Source organism: Enterobacter sp. ECC-249, from assembly GCF_043965265.1.
Classification (GTDB): domain Bacteria; phylum Pseudomonadota; class Gammaproteobacteria; order Enterobacterales; family Enterobacteriaceae; genus Enterobacter; species Enterobacter quasiroggenkampii.
In genome coordinates this window covers 128314-143102 of record NZ_CP143660.1, presented here as the reverse complement: position 1 = coordinate 143102, position 14789 = coordinate 128314, and the positions used below count along the sequence as shown (strand labels likewise).

Annotated in this window: 13 protein-coding genes, 1 tRNA gene and 2 rRNA genes; 10 read left to right on the top strand and 6 right to left on the bottom strand. The window is 52.4% G+C overall.

Annotated elements, in window-relative coordinates:
• The first annotated feature begins 57 nt into the window (after nucleotides 1-57).
• On the top strand, nucleotides 58-273 hold the full coding sequence (locus tag V1587_RS00710; RefSeq protein ID WP_371899871.1) for an alternative ribosome-rescue factor A: 216 nt from the start codon (nucleotides 58-60) through the stop codon (nucleotides 271-273).
• Here V1587_RS00710 and mscL read toward each other — a convergent pair whose 3' ends face one another.
• The 5 genes from mscL to def all read right to left on the bottom strand — a co-directional run bounded on the left by mscL (nucleotide 274) and on the right by def (nucleotide 5050).
• Nucleotides 274-684: a large-conductance mechanosensitive channel protein MscL gene (mscL, locus tag V1587_RS00705; protein ID WP_023309449.1), complete on the bottom strand. Its 411-nt coding sequence runs from the start codon at nucleotides 682-684 to the stop codon at nucleotides 274-276. It lies immediately after the preceding gene.
• A 145-nt stretch (nucleotides 685-829) separates the two neighbouring features.
• Nucleotides 830-2206 (bottom strand): Trk system potassium transporter TrkA, encoded by a 1377-nt coding sequence (gene trkA, locus V1587_RS00700; protein WP_008503482.1) that lies wholly within the window; start codon nucleotides 2204-2206, stop codon nucleotides 830-832.
• 22 nt (nucleotides 2207-2228) lie between these two features.
• Complete coding sequence (gene rsmB / locus V1587_RS00695; RefSeq protein WP_371899870.1) at nucleotides 2229-3515, bottom strand: 16S rRNA (cytosine(967)-C(5))-methyltransferase RsmB; 1287 nt, start codon at nucleotides 3513-3515, stop codon at nucleotides 2229-2231.
• Between the two features lie 52 nt (nucleotides 3516-3567).
• The gene (fmt, locus tag V1587_RS00690; protein WP_371899869.1) at nucleotides 3568-4515 is read right to left on the bottom strand and encodes a methionyl-tRNA formyltransferase; all 948 of its coding nucleotides are present in this window, start codon (nucleotides 4513-4515) and stop codon (nucleotides 3568-3570) included.
• 25 nt (nucleotides 4516-4540) lie between these two features.
• A complete protein-coding gene (def, locus tag V1587_RS00685) occupies nucleotides 4541-5050 on the bottom strand; it encodes a peptide deformylase (protein ID WP_008503479.1) in 510 nt (169 codons plus the stop codon).
• A 127-nt stretch (nucleotides 5051-5177) separates the two neighbouring features.
• Here def and dprA point away from each other — a divergent pair, with 127 nt between their 5' ends.
• The 6 genes from dprA to V1587_RS00655 are packed head-to-tail and all read left to right on the top strand — an operon-like array spanning nucleotide 5178 to nucleotide 8961.
• Nucleotides 5178-6302, top strand: coding sequence for a DNA-protecting protein DprA (gene dprA / locus V1587_RS00680; protein ID WP_371899868.1), 1125 nt, complete (start codon nucleotides 5178-5180; stop codon nucleotides 6300-6302).
• Nucleotides 6274-6747 carry a DUF494 family protein Smg gene (gene smg / locus V1587_RS00675; protein ID WP_008503477.1) on the top strand — a complete coding sequence of 158 codons (474 nt, stop codon included), beginning with the start codon at nucleotides 6274-6276 and terminating at the stop codon, nucleotides 6745-6747. The genes dprA and smg overlap by 29 nt, the downstream gene beginning before the upstream one ends.
• 26 nt (nucleotides 6748-6773) lie before the next feature.
• Nucleotides 6774-7328: a topoisomerase DNA-binding C4 zinc finger domain-containing protein gene (locus V1587_RS00670; RefSeq protein ID WP_371899867.1), complete on the top strand. Its 555-nt coding sequence runs from the start codon at nucleotides 6774-6776 to the stop codon at nucleotides 7326-7328.
• Nucleotides 7321-7893 carry an L-threonylcarbamoyladenylate synthase type 1 TsaC gene (tsaC, locus tag V1587_RS00665; RefSeq protein ID WP_371899866.1) on the top strand — a complete coding sequence of 191 codons (573 nt, stop codon included), beginning with the start codon at nucleotides 7321-7323 and terminating at the stop codon, nucleotides 7891-7893. Before V1587_RS00670 ends, tsaC begins: the two co-directional genes overlap by 8 nt.
• A 4-nt stretch (nucleotides 7894-7897) precedes the next feature.
• Nucleotides 7898-8716 carry a shikimate dehydrogenase gene (gene aroE, locus V1587_RS00660; protein ID WP_371899865.1) on the top strand — a complete coding sequence of 273 codons (819 nt, stop codon included), beginning with the start codon at nucleotides 7898-7900 and terminating at the stop codon, nucleotides 8714-8716.
• Nucleotides 8713-8961, top strand: coding sequence for a DUF1488 domain-containing protein (locus tag V1587_RS00655; RefSeq protein WP_371899864.1), 249 nt, complete (start codon nucleotides 8713-8715; stop codon nucleotides 8959-8961). The genes aroE and V1587_RS00655 overlap by 4 nt, the downstream gene beginning before the upstream one ends.
• Here V1587_RS00655 and V1587_RS00650 read toward each other — a convergent pair.
• Complete coding sequence (locus tag V1587_RS00650; RefSeq protein ID WP_029740647.1) at nucleotides 8937-9491, bottom strand: gamma carbonic anhydrase family protein; 555 nt, start codon at nucleotides 9489-9491, stop codon at nucleotides 8937-8939. The genes V1587_RS00655 and V1587_RS00650 overlap by 25 nt on opposite strands.
• A gap of 471 nt (nucleotides 9492-9962) precedes the next feature.
• On the opposite strand from V1587_RS00650, the gene V1587_RS00645 reads away from it, so the two are divergent.
• The 3 genes from V1587_RS00645 to V1587_RS00635 all read left to right on the top strand — a co-directional run bounded on the left by V1587_RS00645 (nucleotide 9963) and on the right by V1587_RS00635 (nucleotide 14753).
• Nucleotides 9963-11504: ribosomal RNA gene (locus tag V1587_RS00645) — 16S ribosomal RNA — on the top strand.
• Nucleotides 11505-11589: 85 nt separating this feature from the next.
• Nucleotides 11590-11665 (top strand) — tRNA-Glu (locus V1587_RS00640).
• A gap of 183 nt (nucleotides 11666-11848) precedes the next feature.
• A 23S ribosomal RNA gene (locus tag V1587_RS00635) occupies nucleotides 11849-14753 on the top strand.
• Together the 16S and 23S rRNA genes with 1 tRNA gene alongside form the textbook arrangement of a ribosomal RNA operon.
• The last annotated feature ends 36 nt before the right edge of the window (nucleotides 14754-14789 follow it).

The following is a 14789-nucleotide window of genomic DNA, read 5'->3' as shown; positions in this document are numbered from 1 at the left end:
TTTTTAGTTCTGCCGGGTCTAGACTCCCGTCGTCATAAACCCTGCTCTGGAGACATCATGAGCCGCTATCAGCACACCAAAGGACAGATAAAAGACAATGCCATTGAGGCACTTCTTCACGACCCGCTATTCAGACAGCGCGTTGAGAAGAATAAAAAAGGGAAAGGAAGTTATTTGCGTAAAGACAAACATGAAAAACGGGGTAACTGGGAGGCCAGTGGCAAGCAAGCGAATCGCTTATTTACCACTGGCCTTCCTGCTTTAATCTTTTGATTAAACGCGGTTATTCTGCTCTTTTAACAGATCGCGGATCTCACTCAGCAACACTTCTTCTTTCGTTGGTGCAGGTGCTGCAGCTGGCTCTTCTTTTTTACGGTTGAGCCTGTTGATCAGCTTGATAGCCATAAAAATGGCAAACGCGACAATCACAAAATCAAATACGTTCTGAATAAATACGCCGTAGTGCATCACGACTGCCGGAACATCACCTTGTGCTTCACGCAGCGTGAAAGCGAATTGTTTGAAATCAATGCCCCCGATTAGCAACCCTAAAGGTGGCATGATAATGTCGGCTACTAATGATGAAACAATCTTGCCGAATGCCGCACCAATAATGACACCCACTGCCAAATCCACCACGTTTCCGCGCATCGCAAATTCGCGAAATTCTTTAATAAAACTCATTGTTCTCTCCTTGTGCCAGCTGACGAGTTAAGTTTAACAAATGATTAGCCAATTGCCATTCGGGATAATTAAACATTAGGAAAAATAAAAGGCACAGAAATGAAAAGGATAAAGTATGGGTGCTCTTACTCGAGCACCCAATTTTTTAAAGGAAGAATGGACTTGGCTGGAATAAACGTTCGACGTCGGTAATAAACTTTTTATCGGTAAGGAACATAATAACGTGATCGCCTTGCTCAATACGTAAATTGTCATTGGCAATCATGACGTCATTACCGCGCACGACGGCACCGATAATCGTGCCCGGTGGCAGCTTAATTTCGTCGATCGAACGGCCCACGACGCGTGACGTGGTTTCATCTCCGTGCGCCACGGCTTCAATGGCTTCCGCTACGCCGCGGCGGAGCGATGACACACCGACAATATCCGCTTTACGCACATGGCTCAGGAGCGCGGAAATGGTCGCCTGCTGAGGGGAAATGGCAATATCAATAACGCTGCCCTGAACCAGATCGACATACGCCTTACGCTGGATAAGCACCATAACTTTTTTTGCCCCCATGCGCTTCGCGAGCATGGCGGACATTATATTTGCCTCGTCATCGTTGGTGACGGCAATAAAGAGATCAACTTGATCAATATGTTCTTCAGCCAGTAGCTCCTGATCGGACGCATCACCATAAAATACGATCGTATTTTGCAGTTTTTCCGCCAGTTCAGCAGCACGCTGTTGATCGCGCTCGATCAACTTCACGCTGTAATCTTTTTCCAGCCGATGTGCCAGACCGGCACCGATATTGCCGCCGCCGACCAGCATAATGCGTTTATAGGGTTTTTCGAGACGCTGTAGTTCACTCATCACCGCACGAATATGCTGTGAGGCCGCAATAAAGAAGACCTCATCACCGGCTTCGACAATCGTGGAGCCCTGCGGGCGAATTGGCCTGTCGTGACGGAAAATCGCTGCGACGCGCGTATCGATATGCGGCATGTGCTCGCGCATAGTGGACAGCGCATTGCCGATCAATGGTCCGCCGTAATAGGCCTTAACCACCGCCAGACTCACTTTGCCCTCTGCAAAGTTCACCACCTGCAGGGCGCCCGGATATTCGATCAGGCGGTAGATATTATCGATAACCAGCTGTTCTGGCGCGATAAGGTGGTCAATGGGAACCGCTTCGGAATTAAACAGTTTTTCAGCATCGCGAACATAATCCGGAGAGCGAATACGCGCAATTCGGTTTGGCGTGTTGAAAAGCGAGTACGCCACCTGACAGGCCACCATATTGGTTTCATCAGAACTGGTTACCGCAACCAGCATGTCGGCATCGTCGGCGCCTGCCTCACGAAGAACACGTGGGTGCGAACCATGACCCTGCACAACGCGCAGGTCAAATTTGTCCTGCAACACACGCAGGCGATCGCCGTTGGTATCCACGATGGTGATGTCGTTGTTTTCGCCAACCAGGTTTTCCGCCAGCGTTCCGCCCACCTGTCCTGCGCCCAGAATGATAATCTTCATATCTCGTGACCTGTTCTCAACATCACTCTTTGATTAGCTTAGCGTAAAAGAAGCCATCACCCTCTTCAGCACCCGGCAGGTTCTGCAGACCCGGGGATTCAGGCGTTCCCGTATCGCGCAGCGCGGCGTTCGGCGTACGTTTAAGGAAGGCCGCGATTTGCAGGCTGTTTTCTTCCGGCAGTACGGAGCAGGTTGCATAGACCAGCGTTCCGCCAGGTTTAAGATGTGGCCAAATGGCGTCGAGAATGTCGGATTGCAGTTGGGCAAGTTCCTTAATATCACGATCGCGGCGTAGCCACTTGATGTCCGGATGACGACGAATAACACCGGTTGCAGAGCAGGGGGCATCCAGCAAAATGCGATCGAACTGGGTATCACCACACCATTCTGCGGGTTTACGTCCATCGCCTTGCTTAACCTGTGCCTTCATGCCCAGACGCTTGAGGTTGTCATAGACGCGAGAAAGACGCTGCTCATCAACGTCCACCGCCATCACGCTGGCTTGCGGAGCTACTTCAAGAATATGCGTCGTTTTGCCCCCTGGTGCGGCGCAGAGATCGAGGATCTGCTCACCGTTTTGGGGTTCAAGCCAGGTCATGCAACCCTGAGCCGAGGCATCCTGTACGGTTACCCAGCCTTCATCAAAACCGGGTAATGCATGTACCGGTGCAGGCGATGCTAAGCGCACGGCATCAGGGTATGCGTCATGGGTGAAGCCGCTCATTCCTGCTTCTTCGAGCAAGGTCAGCCATGCGTCACGGCTGTGATGATTACGATTCACGCGCAACCACATTGGCGGGCGCTGGTTGTTGGCATCGGCAATGTCCTGCCACTGCTGTGGATAAGCTTTTTTCAGGCGCTTCAACAGCCAGTCCGGATGCAGGAAGCGCGCTTCGTTTTGGGCAAATTCAGCCAGAAGCTCATCCTGCTGTCGCTGGAACTGACGCAATACGCCGTTGATCAGCCCTTTCAGCTGAGGACGTTTAATCGCAACGGCACCTTCCACCGTCTCTGCCAGCGCGGCGTGAGGTGGGATGCGGGTATGAAGAAGCTGATAAAAACCCACCATAATCAAATAGTGTACGGTGCGCTGCTTGCCCGTCATTGGGCGTGACATCAGCTTGTTAATGAGCCACTCAAGCTGAGAGAGCGTGCGCAGGACGCCAAAGCAGAGCTCCTGAAGCAGGGCTTTATCTTTATCAGAGACTTTTTGTTGCAGAGGGGGCAGGACGTTACTTAATGACTGCCCCTGCTCGATAACCTGCTCAATGGCCTGAGCCGCCATACTGCGTAAATTTTGTTTTTTCATAACCGTAAAAATAAAAATGCCCGGAAACACCGGGCCTTAAGGATAAATTTGCTCAGGCAAGGCGATTGCCCGGGATAAACCATTCGCGACGGGAATTTAACAGATCCTGAGCGCTCATGGCTTTCTTACCGGCCGGTTGGAGCGATTCAAGGTTCAATATCCCTTTCGCAGTCGCCACCTGGATGCCGTTTTTGTTAGCGTCAACAATCGTACCGGGTTCAGCCGTGGTAGTACCGCTAATGACGGAGGCTTTCCAGACTTTTACTGGCTGCTCATCAATTTCCAGCCAGCTCATCGGCCACGGATTAAAAGCGCGAATGCAGCGTTCAAGTTGAGCGGCCGACAGAGACCAGTCGATCCGCGCTTCTTCTTTGCTCAGTTTTTCAGCATACGTTACCAGAGCGTCATCCTGAACTTCCGGTTTCGCCGTATTGTCAGCGAGCTGCTGGAGCGTCTCGATAAGCCCTTGTGGACCAAGGTCTGCCAGTTTGTCATACAGCGTGGCGCTGGTATCGTCTGACGTAATGGGGCAGGCCAGTTTATACAGCATATCGCCGGTGTCTAAACCTACGTCCATCTTCATAATGGTCACGCCCGTTTCGGCATCACCTGCCCACAGCGAACGCTGGATAGGTGCAGCACCGCGCCAGCGCGGGAGCAGAGACCCATGCACGTTGATGCATCCCAGACGAGGCATATCGAGCACAGCTTTCGGCAGAATTAAGCCGTAAGCCACCACCACCATTACGTCGGCATTCAGGTCAGCAACCAGCTGCTGATTTTCCTGCGGGCGCAGCGATGCGGGCTGAAAAACGGGAAGCCCATGCTCTTCTGCCAGCACTTTGACCGGGCTCGGCATCAGTTTTTTGCCGCGACCTGCAGGACGGTCCGGCTGGGTAAAGACGCCAACAACCTGGTGACCAGACGATAACAGCGCGTCAAGATGACGCGCTGCAAAATCAGGGGTTCCCGCGAAGATAATACGTAGTGTTTTAGACACGATGATCCTTGTATCCGGGGGGACGTTATGCGCGAGAACGCAAACGATCCAGTTTCTCTACTTTCTGACGAATACGCTGCTGTTTCAGCGGCGAGAGATAATCGATAAACAGTTTACCGACCAGGTGATCCATCTCATGCTGAATACAAATTGCCAGCAGGTCGTCTGCCTCCAGTTCGAACGGATTACCGTCACGATCCAGGGCGCGAATTTTCACTTTTTCGGCACGCGGCACTAACGCACGCTGTTCAGGAATAGACAGACAGCCTTCCTCAATACCGGTTTCGCCACTCTTTTCGAGTAGCTCAGGGTTGATCAGCACCAGGCGGCCATCGCGATTTTCCGAAACATCAATCACGATAATACGCTTGTGAATGTCCACCTGCGTCGCCGCCAGGCCAATGCCCTCTTCGGCGTACATGGTATCGAACATATCATCAACGATACGCTGGATTTCTGCATTCACTTCTTTGACCGGTTCAGCGACGATGCGAAGGCGCTCGTCCGGAATATGTAACACTTGCAAAACTGCCATAAATTTCCAGAGTCGTGTTCAGGAGTTGATAAGAATACTCCCTCTATTCTAGACAAATCCCCCATCGATTGACAGCATCAGTGACCAATCGCAATGATTGCGGAGAGCGCTTATGGCAGGGGAAAGGATGACGTCTACCGAGATTTGGCTACGGCTCATGCACACGGGTTCTCTGTGTGGTGATGTCATGATGGAAGCGGCTGCAAGACTGCAGAGGCAGGAAGGCATCGACACGCTTGTCTTAAGAAATGCTGGACTGACAGTAAAGCAGGCTGAACGGTTCTTTACACTCAATGAGAGTGAGCTGGAACGTAGCCTGATATGGCTTGAACAGCCGGGAAATCATTTATTAACGGCCAATCATTCCCTTTATCCCCCTCTACTCCGCACGATCCCTGACTATCCCGGGGCTTTATTCATAAAAGGTAACCCTGAGACGCTTAATACCGTTCAGCTGGCAGTGGTAGGCAGTCGTGCGCCGTCATGGTACGGCGAGCGATGGGGGAAAATCCTGTGCGAACAACTGTCACAAAGCGGTTTCACGATCACCAGCGGGCTGGCCTGCGGTATTGACGGCGTTGCCCACAGCGCGGCGTTGTCAGTCAAAGGACGAAGTGTCGCGGTGCTGGGGAACGGTCTTTTTAGCATTTACCCACGCCGGCATCAGGCATTGGCGATGCGGCTTATTGAGTCTGACGGCGCGATAGTGTCTGAGTTCCCGCTTTCCGCGCAGCCCAGGCCAGCAAACTTTCCGCGTCGTAATAGAATCATCAGCGGCCTTAGCAAAGGCGTGCTGGTGGTTGAAGCGGCGCGGAGAAGCGGTTCGCTGGTCACGGCGCGATGCGCGCTCGAACAGGGGCGAGAAGTCTTTGCCTTACCTGGCCCGATAGGTAACCCCGGATGCGAGGGGCCCCACTGGCTGATTAAACAAGGGGCCACACCGGTAACGGAAGTAGGGGACATTCTTGAAAATTTGCAATATGGGCTGCAATGGCTGCAGGAAGATCCCGAAAAGCGACAATATTCATCAGATCAGGGAAAGGTGGCATTGCCATTTCCCAAGCTCCTGGCTAACGTAGGAGATGAGGTAACACCTGTTGACGTTGTCGCTGAACGTGCCGGCCAACCTGTGCCAGTAACGGTAGCACAGCTACTCGAACTGGAGTTAGCAGGGTGGATCGCAGCTGTACCCGGCGGCTATGTCCGATTAAGGAGGGCATGCCATGTTCGACGTACTGATGTATTTGTTTGAGACTTACATCCATAACGAAGCAGAAATGCGAGTGGATCAGGACAAGTTGACACAGGATCTTACCGATGCGGGATTTGAGCGGGAAGATATCTACAATGCGTTGATGTGGCTGGAAAAACTGGCTGATTATCAGGAAGGCCTTGCCGAACCGATGCAGCTTGCTTCTGACCCATTGTCTGTACGCATTTATACCGCTGAAGAGTGTGAACGGCTGGACGCCAGCTGCCGGGGATTCATTTTATTCCTTGAGCAGATTCAGGTGCTAAACCTCGAAACGAGAGAAATGGTGATAGAGCGCGTCATGGCGCTGGATACTGCAGAATTTGAACTGGAAGATCTCAAGTGGGTGATCCTGATGGTTCTGTTTAATATCCCGGGCTGTGAAAACGCCTATCAGCAAATGGAAGAATTACTCTTTGAAGTGAATGAAGGTATGCTGCACTAATTCAATGTGCAGCACCAAGAGTTGTTATGGCCAAATCAGCACTGTTCACGGTGCATAAAAACGAGCCCTGCCCGCAGTGCGGGGCTGAACTTGTTATTCGGTCCGGGAAACACGGCCCGTTTCTCGGTTGTTCTCACTATCCGGAATGTGATTATGTCCGTCCTCTGAAAAGCCAGGCGGATGGGCATATCGTTAAGATTCTGGAGGGCCAGCTGTGCCCTCTCTGTGGTGGCGAACTCGCGCTACGCCAGGGGCGTTTTGGCATGTTTATTGGATGTAGCCGCTACCCGGAATGTGAACATACGGAACAAATTGATAAGCCTGATGAAACGGCAATTGTGTGCCCTCAGTGTAAGCGCGGTCAGCTGGTACAGCGCCGCTCCCGTTATGGTAAGACTTTCCATTCGTGCGATCGCTATCCTGAATGCCAGTTCGTTATCAATTTTAAACCGGTAGCGGGAACCTGCCCTCAATGCAATTACCCGCTACTTCTAGAGAAGAAAACCGCGCAAGGCATGAAACGCTTCTGCGCCAGTAAACAATGTGGAAAGCCGGTTACGGCGGATCAAAATAGTGAATAATAACCTGCCATCAGGCTCCATTGCGCATGCAGTGGACGTACTGAAAAATGAAGAAGTCATCGCCTATCCAACTGAAGCTGTTTTTGGGGTCGGTTGCGATCCTGACAGCGAGACGGCTGTGAGCCGCCTGCTTACCTTAAAACAAAGACCCGTCGAGAAAGGGCTGATTTTGATCGCTGCGAATTATGAGCAGCTTAAACCCTATATCGATGACTCCATGCTGACGCCGGCGCAGCGCGAGACTATCTTCTCCGCGTGGCCTGGCCCGGTGACCTTCGTTTTCCCGGCGCAGCCGACAACGCCTCGCTGGTTAACCGGACGTTTTGATTCCCTCGCCGTTCGCGTAACCGATCATCCCATGGTGGTTGAGTTGTGTCTGGCATTTGGTAAACCGCTGGTCTCAACCAGCGCCAACCTGACCGGATTGCCACCTTGTCGGACAACCGAAGAAGTTCTGGCGCAGTTCGGGAATGACTTCCCTGTCGCTGTCGGTGAAACGGGAGGGCGCCTGAATCCGTCTGAAATCCGCGACGCTCTGACCGGCGAACGTTTTCGCCAGGGGTAATCTCATGGAAACCTATGCTGTTTTTGGTAATCCCATTGCACACAGCAAATCACCGTTGATCCATCAGCAGTTCGCGGAGCAGTTGCAGATAGATCACCCCTACGGTCGCGTACTGGCGCCAGTGGATGCTTTTATCCCAACGCTGGAGGCCTTTTTTGCCGCGGGGGGCAAAGGCGCGAATGTGACGGTCCCGTTTAAAGAGGAAGCCTTCGAACGCGCGGATGAGCTGACCGAGCGCGCTTCACTTGCAGGCGCAGTCAATACTCTAAAACGGCTTGAAGATGGACGCCTTCTGGGTGACAACACCGACGGGATTGGTTTACTCAGCGATCTGGAAAGACTCTCCTTTATCAAGCCCGGATTCCGAATCCTGCTGATTGGCGCGGGTGGCGCATCGCGGGGCGTTCTGTTGCCTCTGCTTTCGCTGGGCTGTTCGGTGACCATCACGAACAGAACCTTTTCCCGGGCAGAAGCGCTGGCGGCGTTGTTTGCGCATACCGGCAGCGTGAGCGCGGTAGCGCTTGACGATCTTGCCGAACGTGAGTTCGATCTTGTCATTAATGCCACATCCAGCGGCATCAACGGTGAGATCCCGGCGATCCCGACTTCGCTGGTCAGTGCGCATATGTACTTCTATGACATGTTCTATCAGAAAGGGAAGACGCCTTTCCTGAACTGGTGTGAACAACACGGCGCGAAACAGTTAGCCGATGGACTGGGAATGCTGGCGGGGCAGGCCGCGCATGCGGTGCTGCTCTGGCACGGGGTGTTGCCTGCAGTCGAGCCGGTCATTGAAAAGCTAAAGCAGGAGCTTTCGGCGTGAATCAGGCTATTCATTTCCCGGATAGAGAGAGCTGGGATGAGCATAAACAAGCGGTCTGTTTCCCGGTGCTGGTGCAGGGTATGCAACTAACCTGTGCCATCCATGGAGAAACACTGTTTCATCGTTTTGGCGGCACAGACCCGCTAGCGGTATTTTGTGAAAATCGCTGGGATCTGGAAGAGGAAGCCAGCGATTTAATCCGCGAACAGCAGGAAGACGATCAGGGCTGGGTTTGGTTGTCCTGATCCAGGTAGTCATTCTTCCAGTTAACGTAGTTGTTCGCCGAGTATTTCAATCCTTCGATCTCTGCCTCCTTCAGGGGGCGGATCTGTTTTACCGGGCTTCCCAGATAGAGATAGCCGCTCTCCAGCCGCTTGTTCTGCGGGACCAGGCTACCGGCACCAATCATTACGTCATCTTCTACTATGACGCCATCCAGCAAAATCGACCCCATGCCAACCAGGACGCGATTACCGATAGTGCAGCCGTGAAGCATCACTTTATGACCGACGGTAACCTCTTCACCAATGATGAGGGGATTACCCTCGGGGTTATAGGAGGATTTGTGCGTGACATGCAGAACGCTACCGTCCTGAATGTTGGTACGTGCACCAATCGACACATAGTTAACATCTCCCCTGATGGCGACGAGCGGCCAGATGCTGACATCATCGGCCATTCGCACATCGCCAATTACCACACTGCTGGCATCGATCATCACGCGATCGCCTTTTTGGGGGAAGAGATCTTTATAAGGACGTAATACTGCGGGCATATCTACCTCTAACAATGAGCGCTATACAGAAGACTTTGATCATATTAATGGATCGAGGCAAGGCAAAATACGTCAATATTTAAGCAGATCGGGCGGGATTTCAGCGAAAAGCGCGGAAAATCAGCAGTCGGAAAAAAAGATCTAAAAAATACTTGTGCTAAAAAATGGGATCCCTATAATGCGCCTCCATCGACACGGCGGATGTGAATCACTTCACAAACAACCCGGTCGGTTGAAGAGAAAAAATCCTGAAATAACGGGTTGACTCTGAAAGAGGAAAGCGTAATATACGCCACCTCGCAACGGTGAGCGAAAGCCGCGTTGCACTGCTCTTTAACAATTTATCAGACAATCTGTGTGGGCACTCAAAGTGACATGGATTCTTAACGTCCTCGGACGAAAAATGAATACCAAGTCTCTGAGTGAACATGCGTAATTCATTACGAAGTTTAATTCACGAGCATCAAACTTAAATTGAAGAGTTTGATCATGGCTCAGATTGAACGCTGGCGGCAGGCCTAACACATGCAAGTCGAGCGGTAGCACAGGAGAGCTTGCTCTCTGGGTGACGAGCGGCGGACGGGTGAGTAATGTCTGGGAAACTGCCTGATGGAGGGGGATAACTACTGGAAACGGTAGCTAATACCGCATAATGTCGCAAGACCAAAGAGGGGGACCTTCGGGCCTCTTGCCATCAGATGTGCCCAGATGGGATTAGCTAGTAGGTGGGGTAACGGCTCACCTAGGCGACGATCCCTAGCTGGTCTGAGAGGATGACCAGCCACACTGGAACTGAGACACGGTCCAGACTCCTACGGGAGGCAGCAGTGGGGAATATTGCACAATGGGCGCAAGCCTGATGCAGCCATGCCGCGTGTATGAAGAAGGCCTTCGGGTTGTAAAGTACTTTCAGCGGGGAGGAAGGCGATAAGGTTAATAACCTCATCGATTGACGTTACCCGCAGAAGAAGCACCGGCTAACTCCGTGCCAGCAGCCGCGGTAATACGGAGGGTGCAAGCGTTAATCGGAATTACTGGGCGTAAAGCGCACGCAGGCGGTCTGTCAAGTCGGATGTGAAATCCCCGGGCTCAACCTGGGAACTGCATTCGAAACTGGCAGGCTAGAGTCTTGTAGAGGGGGGTAGAATTCCAGGTGTAGCGGTGAAATGCGTAGAGATCTGGAGGAATACCGGTGGCGAAGGCGGCCCCCTGGACAAAGACTGACGCTCAGGTGCGAAAGCGTGGGGAGCAAACAGGATTAGATACCCTGGTAGTCCACGCCGTAAACGATGTCGACTTGGAGGTTGTGCCCTTGAGGCGTGGCTTCCGGAGCTAACGCGTTAAGTCGACCGCCTGGGGAGTACGGCCGCAAGGTTAAAACTCAAATGAATTGACGGGGGCCCGCACAAGCGGTGGAGCATGTGGTTTAATTCGATGCAACGCGAAGAACCTTACCTACTCTTGACATCCAGAGAACTTTCCAGAGATGGATTGGTGCCTTCGGGAACTCTGAGACAGGTGCTGCATGGCTGTCGTCAGCTCGTGTTGTGAAATGTTGGGTTAAGTCCCGCAACGAGCGCAACCCTTATCCTTTGTTGCCAGCGGTCCGGCCGGGAACTCAAAGGAGACTGCCAGTGATAAACTGGAGGAAGGTGGGGATGACGTCAAGTCATCATGGCCCTTACGAGTAGGGCTACACACGTGCTACAATGGCGCATACAAAGAGAAGCGACCTCGCGAGAGCAAGCGGACCTCATAAAGTGCGTCGTAGTCCGGATTGGAGTCTGCAACTCGACTCCATGAAGTCGGAATCGCTAGTAATCGTAGATCAGAATGCTACGGTGAATACGTTCCCGGGCCTTGTACACACCGCCCGTCACACCATGGGAGTGGGTTGCAAAAGAAGTAGGTAGCTTAACCTTCGGGAGGGCGCTTACCACTTTGTGATTCATGACTGGGGTGAAGTCGTAACAAGGTAACCGTAGGGGAACCTGCGGTTGGATCACCTCCTTACCTTAAAGAACCTGCCTTTGCAGTGCTCACACAGATTGTCTGATGAAAAGTAAATAGCAAGGCGTCTTGCGATTGAGACTTCAGTGTCCCCTTCGTCTAGAGGCCCAGGACACCGCCCTTTCACGGCGGTAACAGGGGTTCGAATCCCCTAGGGGACGCCACTTGCTGGTTCGTGAGTGAAAGTCACCTGCCGTCATATCTCAAAACTGACTTGCGAGTCAAGTTTGAGATATTTGCTCTTTAAAAATCTGGATCAAGCTGAAAATTGAAACGACACATCTTTAATGGTGTGTTCGAGTCTCTCAAATTTTCGCAATCGGAAGTGAAACATCTTCGGGTTGTGAGGTTAAGCGACTAAGCGTACACGGTGGATGCCCTGGCAGTCAGAGGCGATGAAGGACGTGCTAATCTGCGAAAAGCGCCGGCGAGGTGATATGAACCTTTGACCCGGCGATGTCCGAATGGGGAAACCCAGTGTGATTCGTCACACTATCGTTAACTGAATACATAGGTTAACGAGGCGAACCGGGGGAACTGAAACATCTAAGTACCCCGAGGAAAAGAAATCAACCGAGATTCCCCCAGTAGCGGCGAGCGAACGGGGAGCAGCCCAGAGTCTGAATCAGCTTGTGTGTTAGTGGAAGCGTCTGGAAAGTCGCACGGTACAGGGTGACAGTCCCGTACACGAAAGCACACAGGTTGTGAACTCGAAGAGTAGGGCGGGACACGTGGTATCCTGTCTGAATATGGGGGGACCATCCTCCAAGGCTAAATACTCCTGACTGACCGATAGTGAACCAGTACCGTGAGGGAAAGGCGAAAAGAACCCCGGCGAGGGGAGTGAAAAAGAACCTGAAACCGTGTACGTACAAGCAGTGGGAGCACCTTCGTGGTGTGACTGCGTACCTTTTGTATAATGGGTCAGCGACTTATATTCTGTAGCAAGGTTAACCGTATAGGGGAGCCGAAGGGAAACCGAGTCTTAACTGGGCGTTAAGTTGCAGGGTATAGACCCGAAACCCGGTGATCTAGCCATGGGCAGGTTGAAGGTTGGGTAACACTAACTGGAGGACCGAACCGACTAATGTTGAAAAATTAGCGGATGACTTGTGGCTGGGGGTGAAAGGCCAATCAAACCGGGAGATAGCTGGTTCTCCCCGAAAGCTATTTAGGTAGCGCCTCGTGAACTCATCTTCGGGGGTAGAGCACTGTTTCGGCTAGGGGGCCATCCCGGCTTACCAACCCGATGCAAACTACGAATACCGAAGAATGTTATCACGGGAGACACACGGCGGGTGCTAACGTCCGTCGTGAAGAGGGAAACAACCCAGACCGCCAGCTAAGGTCCCAAAGTCATGGTTAAGTGGGAAACGATGTGGGAAGGCACAGACAGCCAGGATGTTGGCTTAGAAGCAGCCATCATTTAAAGAAAGCGTAATAGCTCACTGGTCGAGTCGGCCTGCGCGGAAGATGTAACGGGGCTAAACCATGCACCGAAGCTGCGGCAGCGACACTATGTGTTGTTGGGTAGGGGAGCGTTCTGTAAGCCGTTGAAGGTGTGCTGTGAGGCATGCTGGAGGTATCAGAAGTGCGAATGCTGACATAAGTAACGATAAAGCGGGTGAAAAGCCCGCTCGCCGGAAGACCAAGGGTTCCTGTCCAACGTTAATCGGGGCAGGGTGAGTCGACCCCTAAGGCGAGGCCGAAAGGCGTAGTCGATGGGAAACAGGTTAATATTCCTGTACTTGGTGTTACTGCGAAGGGGGGACGGAGAAGGCTATGTTAGCCGGGCGACGGTTGTCCCGGTTTAAGCATGTAGGCGGAGGTTCCAGGTAAATCCGGTACCTTTTTAACGCTGAGGTGTGATGACGAGGCACTACGGTGCTGAAGTAACAAATGCCCTGCTTCCAGGAAAAGCCTCTAAGCATCAGGTAACATCAAATCGTACCCCAAACCGACACAGGTGGTCAGGTAGAGAATACCAAGGCGCTTGAGAGAACTCGGGTGAAGGAACTAGGCAAAATGGTGCCGTAACTTCGGGAGAAGGCACGCTGATATGTAGGTGAAGCCCCTGCGGGTGGAGCTGAAATCAGTCGAAGATACCAGCTGGCTGCAACTGTTTATTAAAAACACAGCACTGTGCAAACACGAAAGTGGACGTATACGGTGTGACGCCTGCCCGGTGCCGGAAGGTTAATTGATGGGGTTAGCGGCAACGCGAAGCTCTTGATCGAAGCCCCGGTAAACGGCGGCCGTAACTATAACGGTCCTAAGGTAGCGAAATTCCTTGTCGGGTAAGTTCCGACCTGCACGAATGGCGTAATGATGGCCAGGCTGTCTCCACCCGAGACTCAGTGAAATTGAACTCGCTGTGAAGATGCAGTGTACCCGCGGCAAGACGGAAAGACCCCGTGAACCTTTACTATAGCTTGACACTGAACACTGGTCCTTGATGTGTAGGATAGGTGGGAGGCTTTGAAGCGTGGACGCCAGTCTGCGTGGAGCCATCCTTGAAATACCACCCTTTAATGGCTGGTGTTCTAACGTAGACCCGTAATCCGGGTTGCGGACAGTGTCTGGTGGGTAGTTTGACTGGGGCGGTCTCCTCCCAAAGAGTAACGGAGGAGCACGAAGGTTAGCTAATCCTGGTCGGACATCAGGAGGTTAGTGCAATGGCATAAGCTAGCTTGACTGCGAGAGTGACGGCTCGAGCAGGTGCGAAAGCAGGTCATAGTGATCCGGTGGTTCTGAATGGAAGGGCCATCGCTCAACGGATAAAAGGTACTCCGGGGATAACAGGCTGATACCGCCCAAGAGTTCATATCGACGGCGGTGTTTGGCACCTCGATGTCGGCTCATCACATCCTGGGGCTGAAGTAGGTCCCAAGGGTATGGCTGTTCGCCATTTAAAGTGGTACGCGAGCTGGGTTTAGAACGTCGTGAGACAGTTCGGTCCCTATCTGCCGTGGGCGCTGGAGAATTGAGGGGGGCTGCTCCTAGTACGAGAGGACCGGAGTGGACGCATCACTGGTGTTCGGGTTGTCATGCCAATGGCACTGCCCGGTAGCTAAATGCGGAAAAGATAAGTGCTGAAAGCATCTAAGCACGAAACTTGCCCCGAGATGAGTTCTCCCTGACCCTTTAAGGGTCCTGAAGGAACGTTGAAGACGACGACGTTGATAGGTCGGGTGTGTAAGCGCAGCGATGCGTTGAGCTAACCGATACTAATGAACCGTGAGGCTTAACCTTACAACGCCGAAGGTGTTTCGGCGAAGAGACAGACAA

Bases quoted from the DNA above. Each gene is read 5' to 3' on its own strand.
- V1587_RS00710 (WP_371899871.1), top strand. From the start codon at position 58: ATGAGCCGCTATCAGCACACCAAAGGACAGATAAAAGACAATGCCATT.
- mscL (WP_023309449.1), bottom strand. From the start codon at position 684: ATGAGTTTTATTAAAGAATTTCGCGAATTTGCGATGCGCGGAAACGTG.
- trkA (WP_008503482.1), bottom strand. From the start codon at position 2,206: ATGAAGATTATCATTCTGGGCGCAGGACAGGTGGGCGGAACGCTGGCG.
- rsmB (WP_371899870.1), bottom strand. From the start codon at position 3,515: ATGAAAAAACAAAATTTACGCAGTATGGCGGCTCAGGCCATTGAGCAG.
- def (WP_008503479.1), bottom strand. From the start codon at position 5,050: ATGGCAGTTTTGCAAGTGTTACATATTCCGGACGAGCGCCTTCGCATC.
- dprA (WP_371899868.1), top strand. From the start codon at position 5,178: ATGACGTCTACCGAGATTTGGCTACGGCTCATGCACACGGGTTCTCTG.
- smg (WP_008503477.1), top strand. From the start codon at position 6,274: ATGTTCGACGTACTGATGTATTTGTTTGAGACTTACATCCATAACGAA.
- V1587_RS00670 (WP_371899867.1), top strand. From the start codon at position 6,774: ATGGCCAAATCAGCACTGTTCACGGTGCATAAAAACGAGCCCTGCCCG.
- aroE (WP_371899865.1), top strand. From the start codon at position 7,898: ATGGAAACCTATGCTGTTTTTGGTAATCCCATTGCACACAGCAAATCA.
- V1587_RS00650 (WP_029740647.1), bottom strand. From the start codon at position 9,491: ATGCCCGCAGTATTACGTCCTTATAAAGATCTCTTCCCCCAAAAAGGC.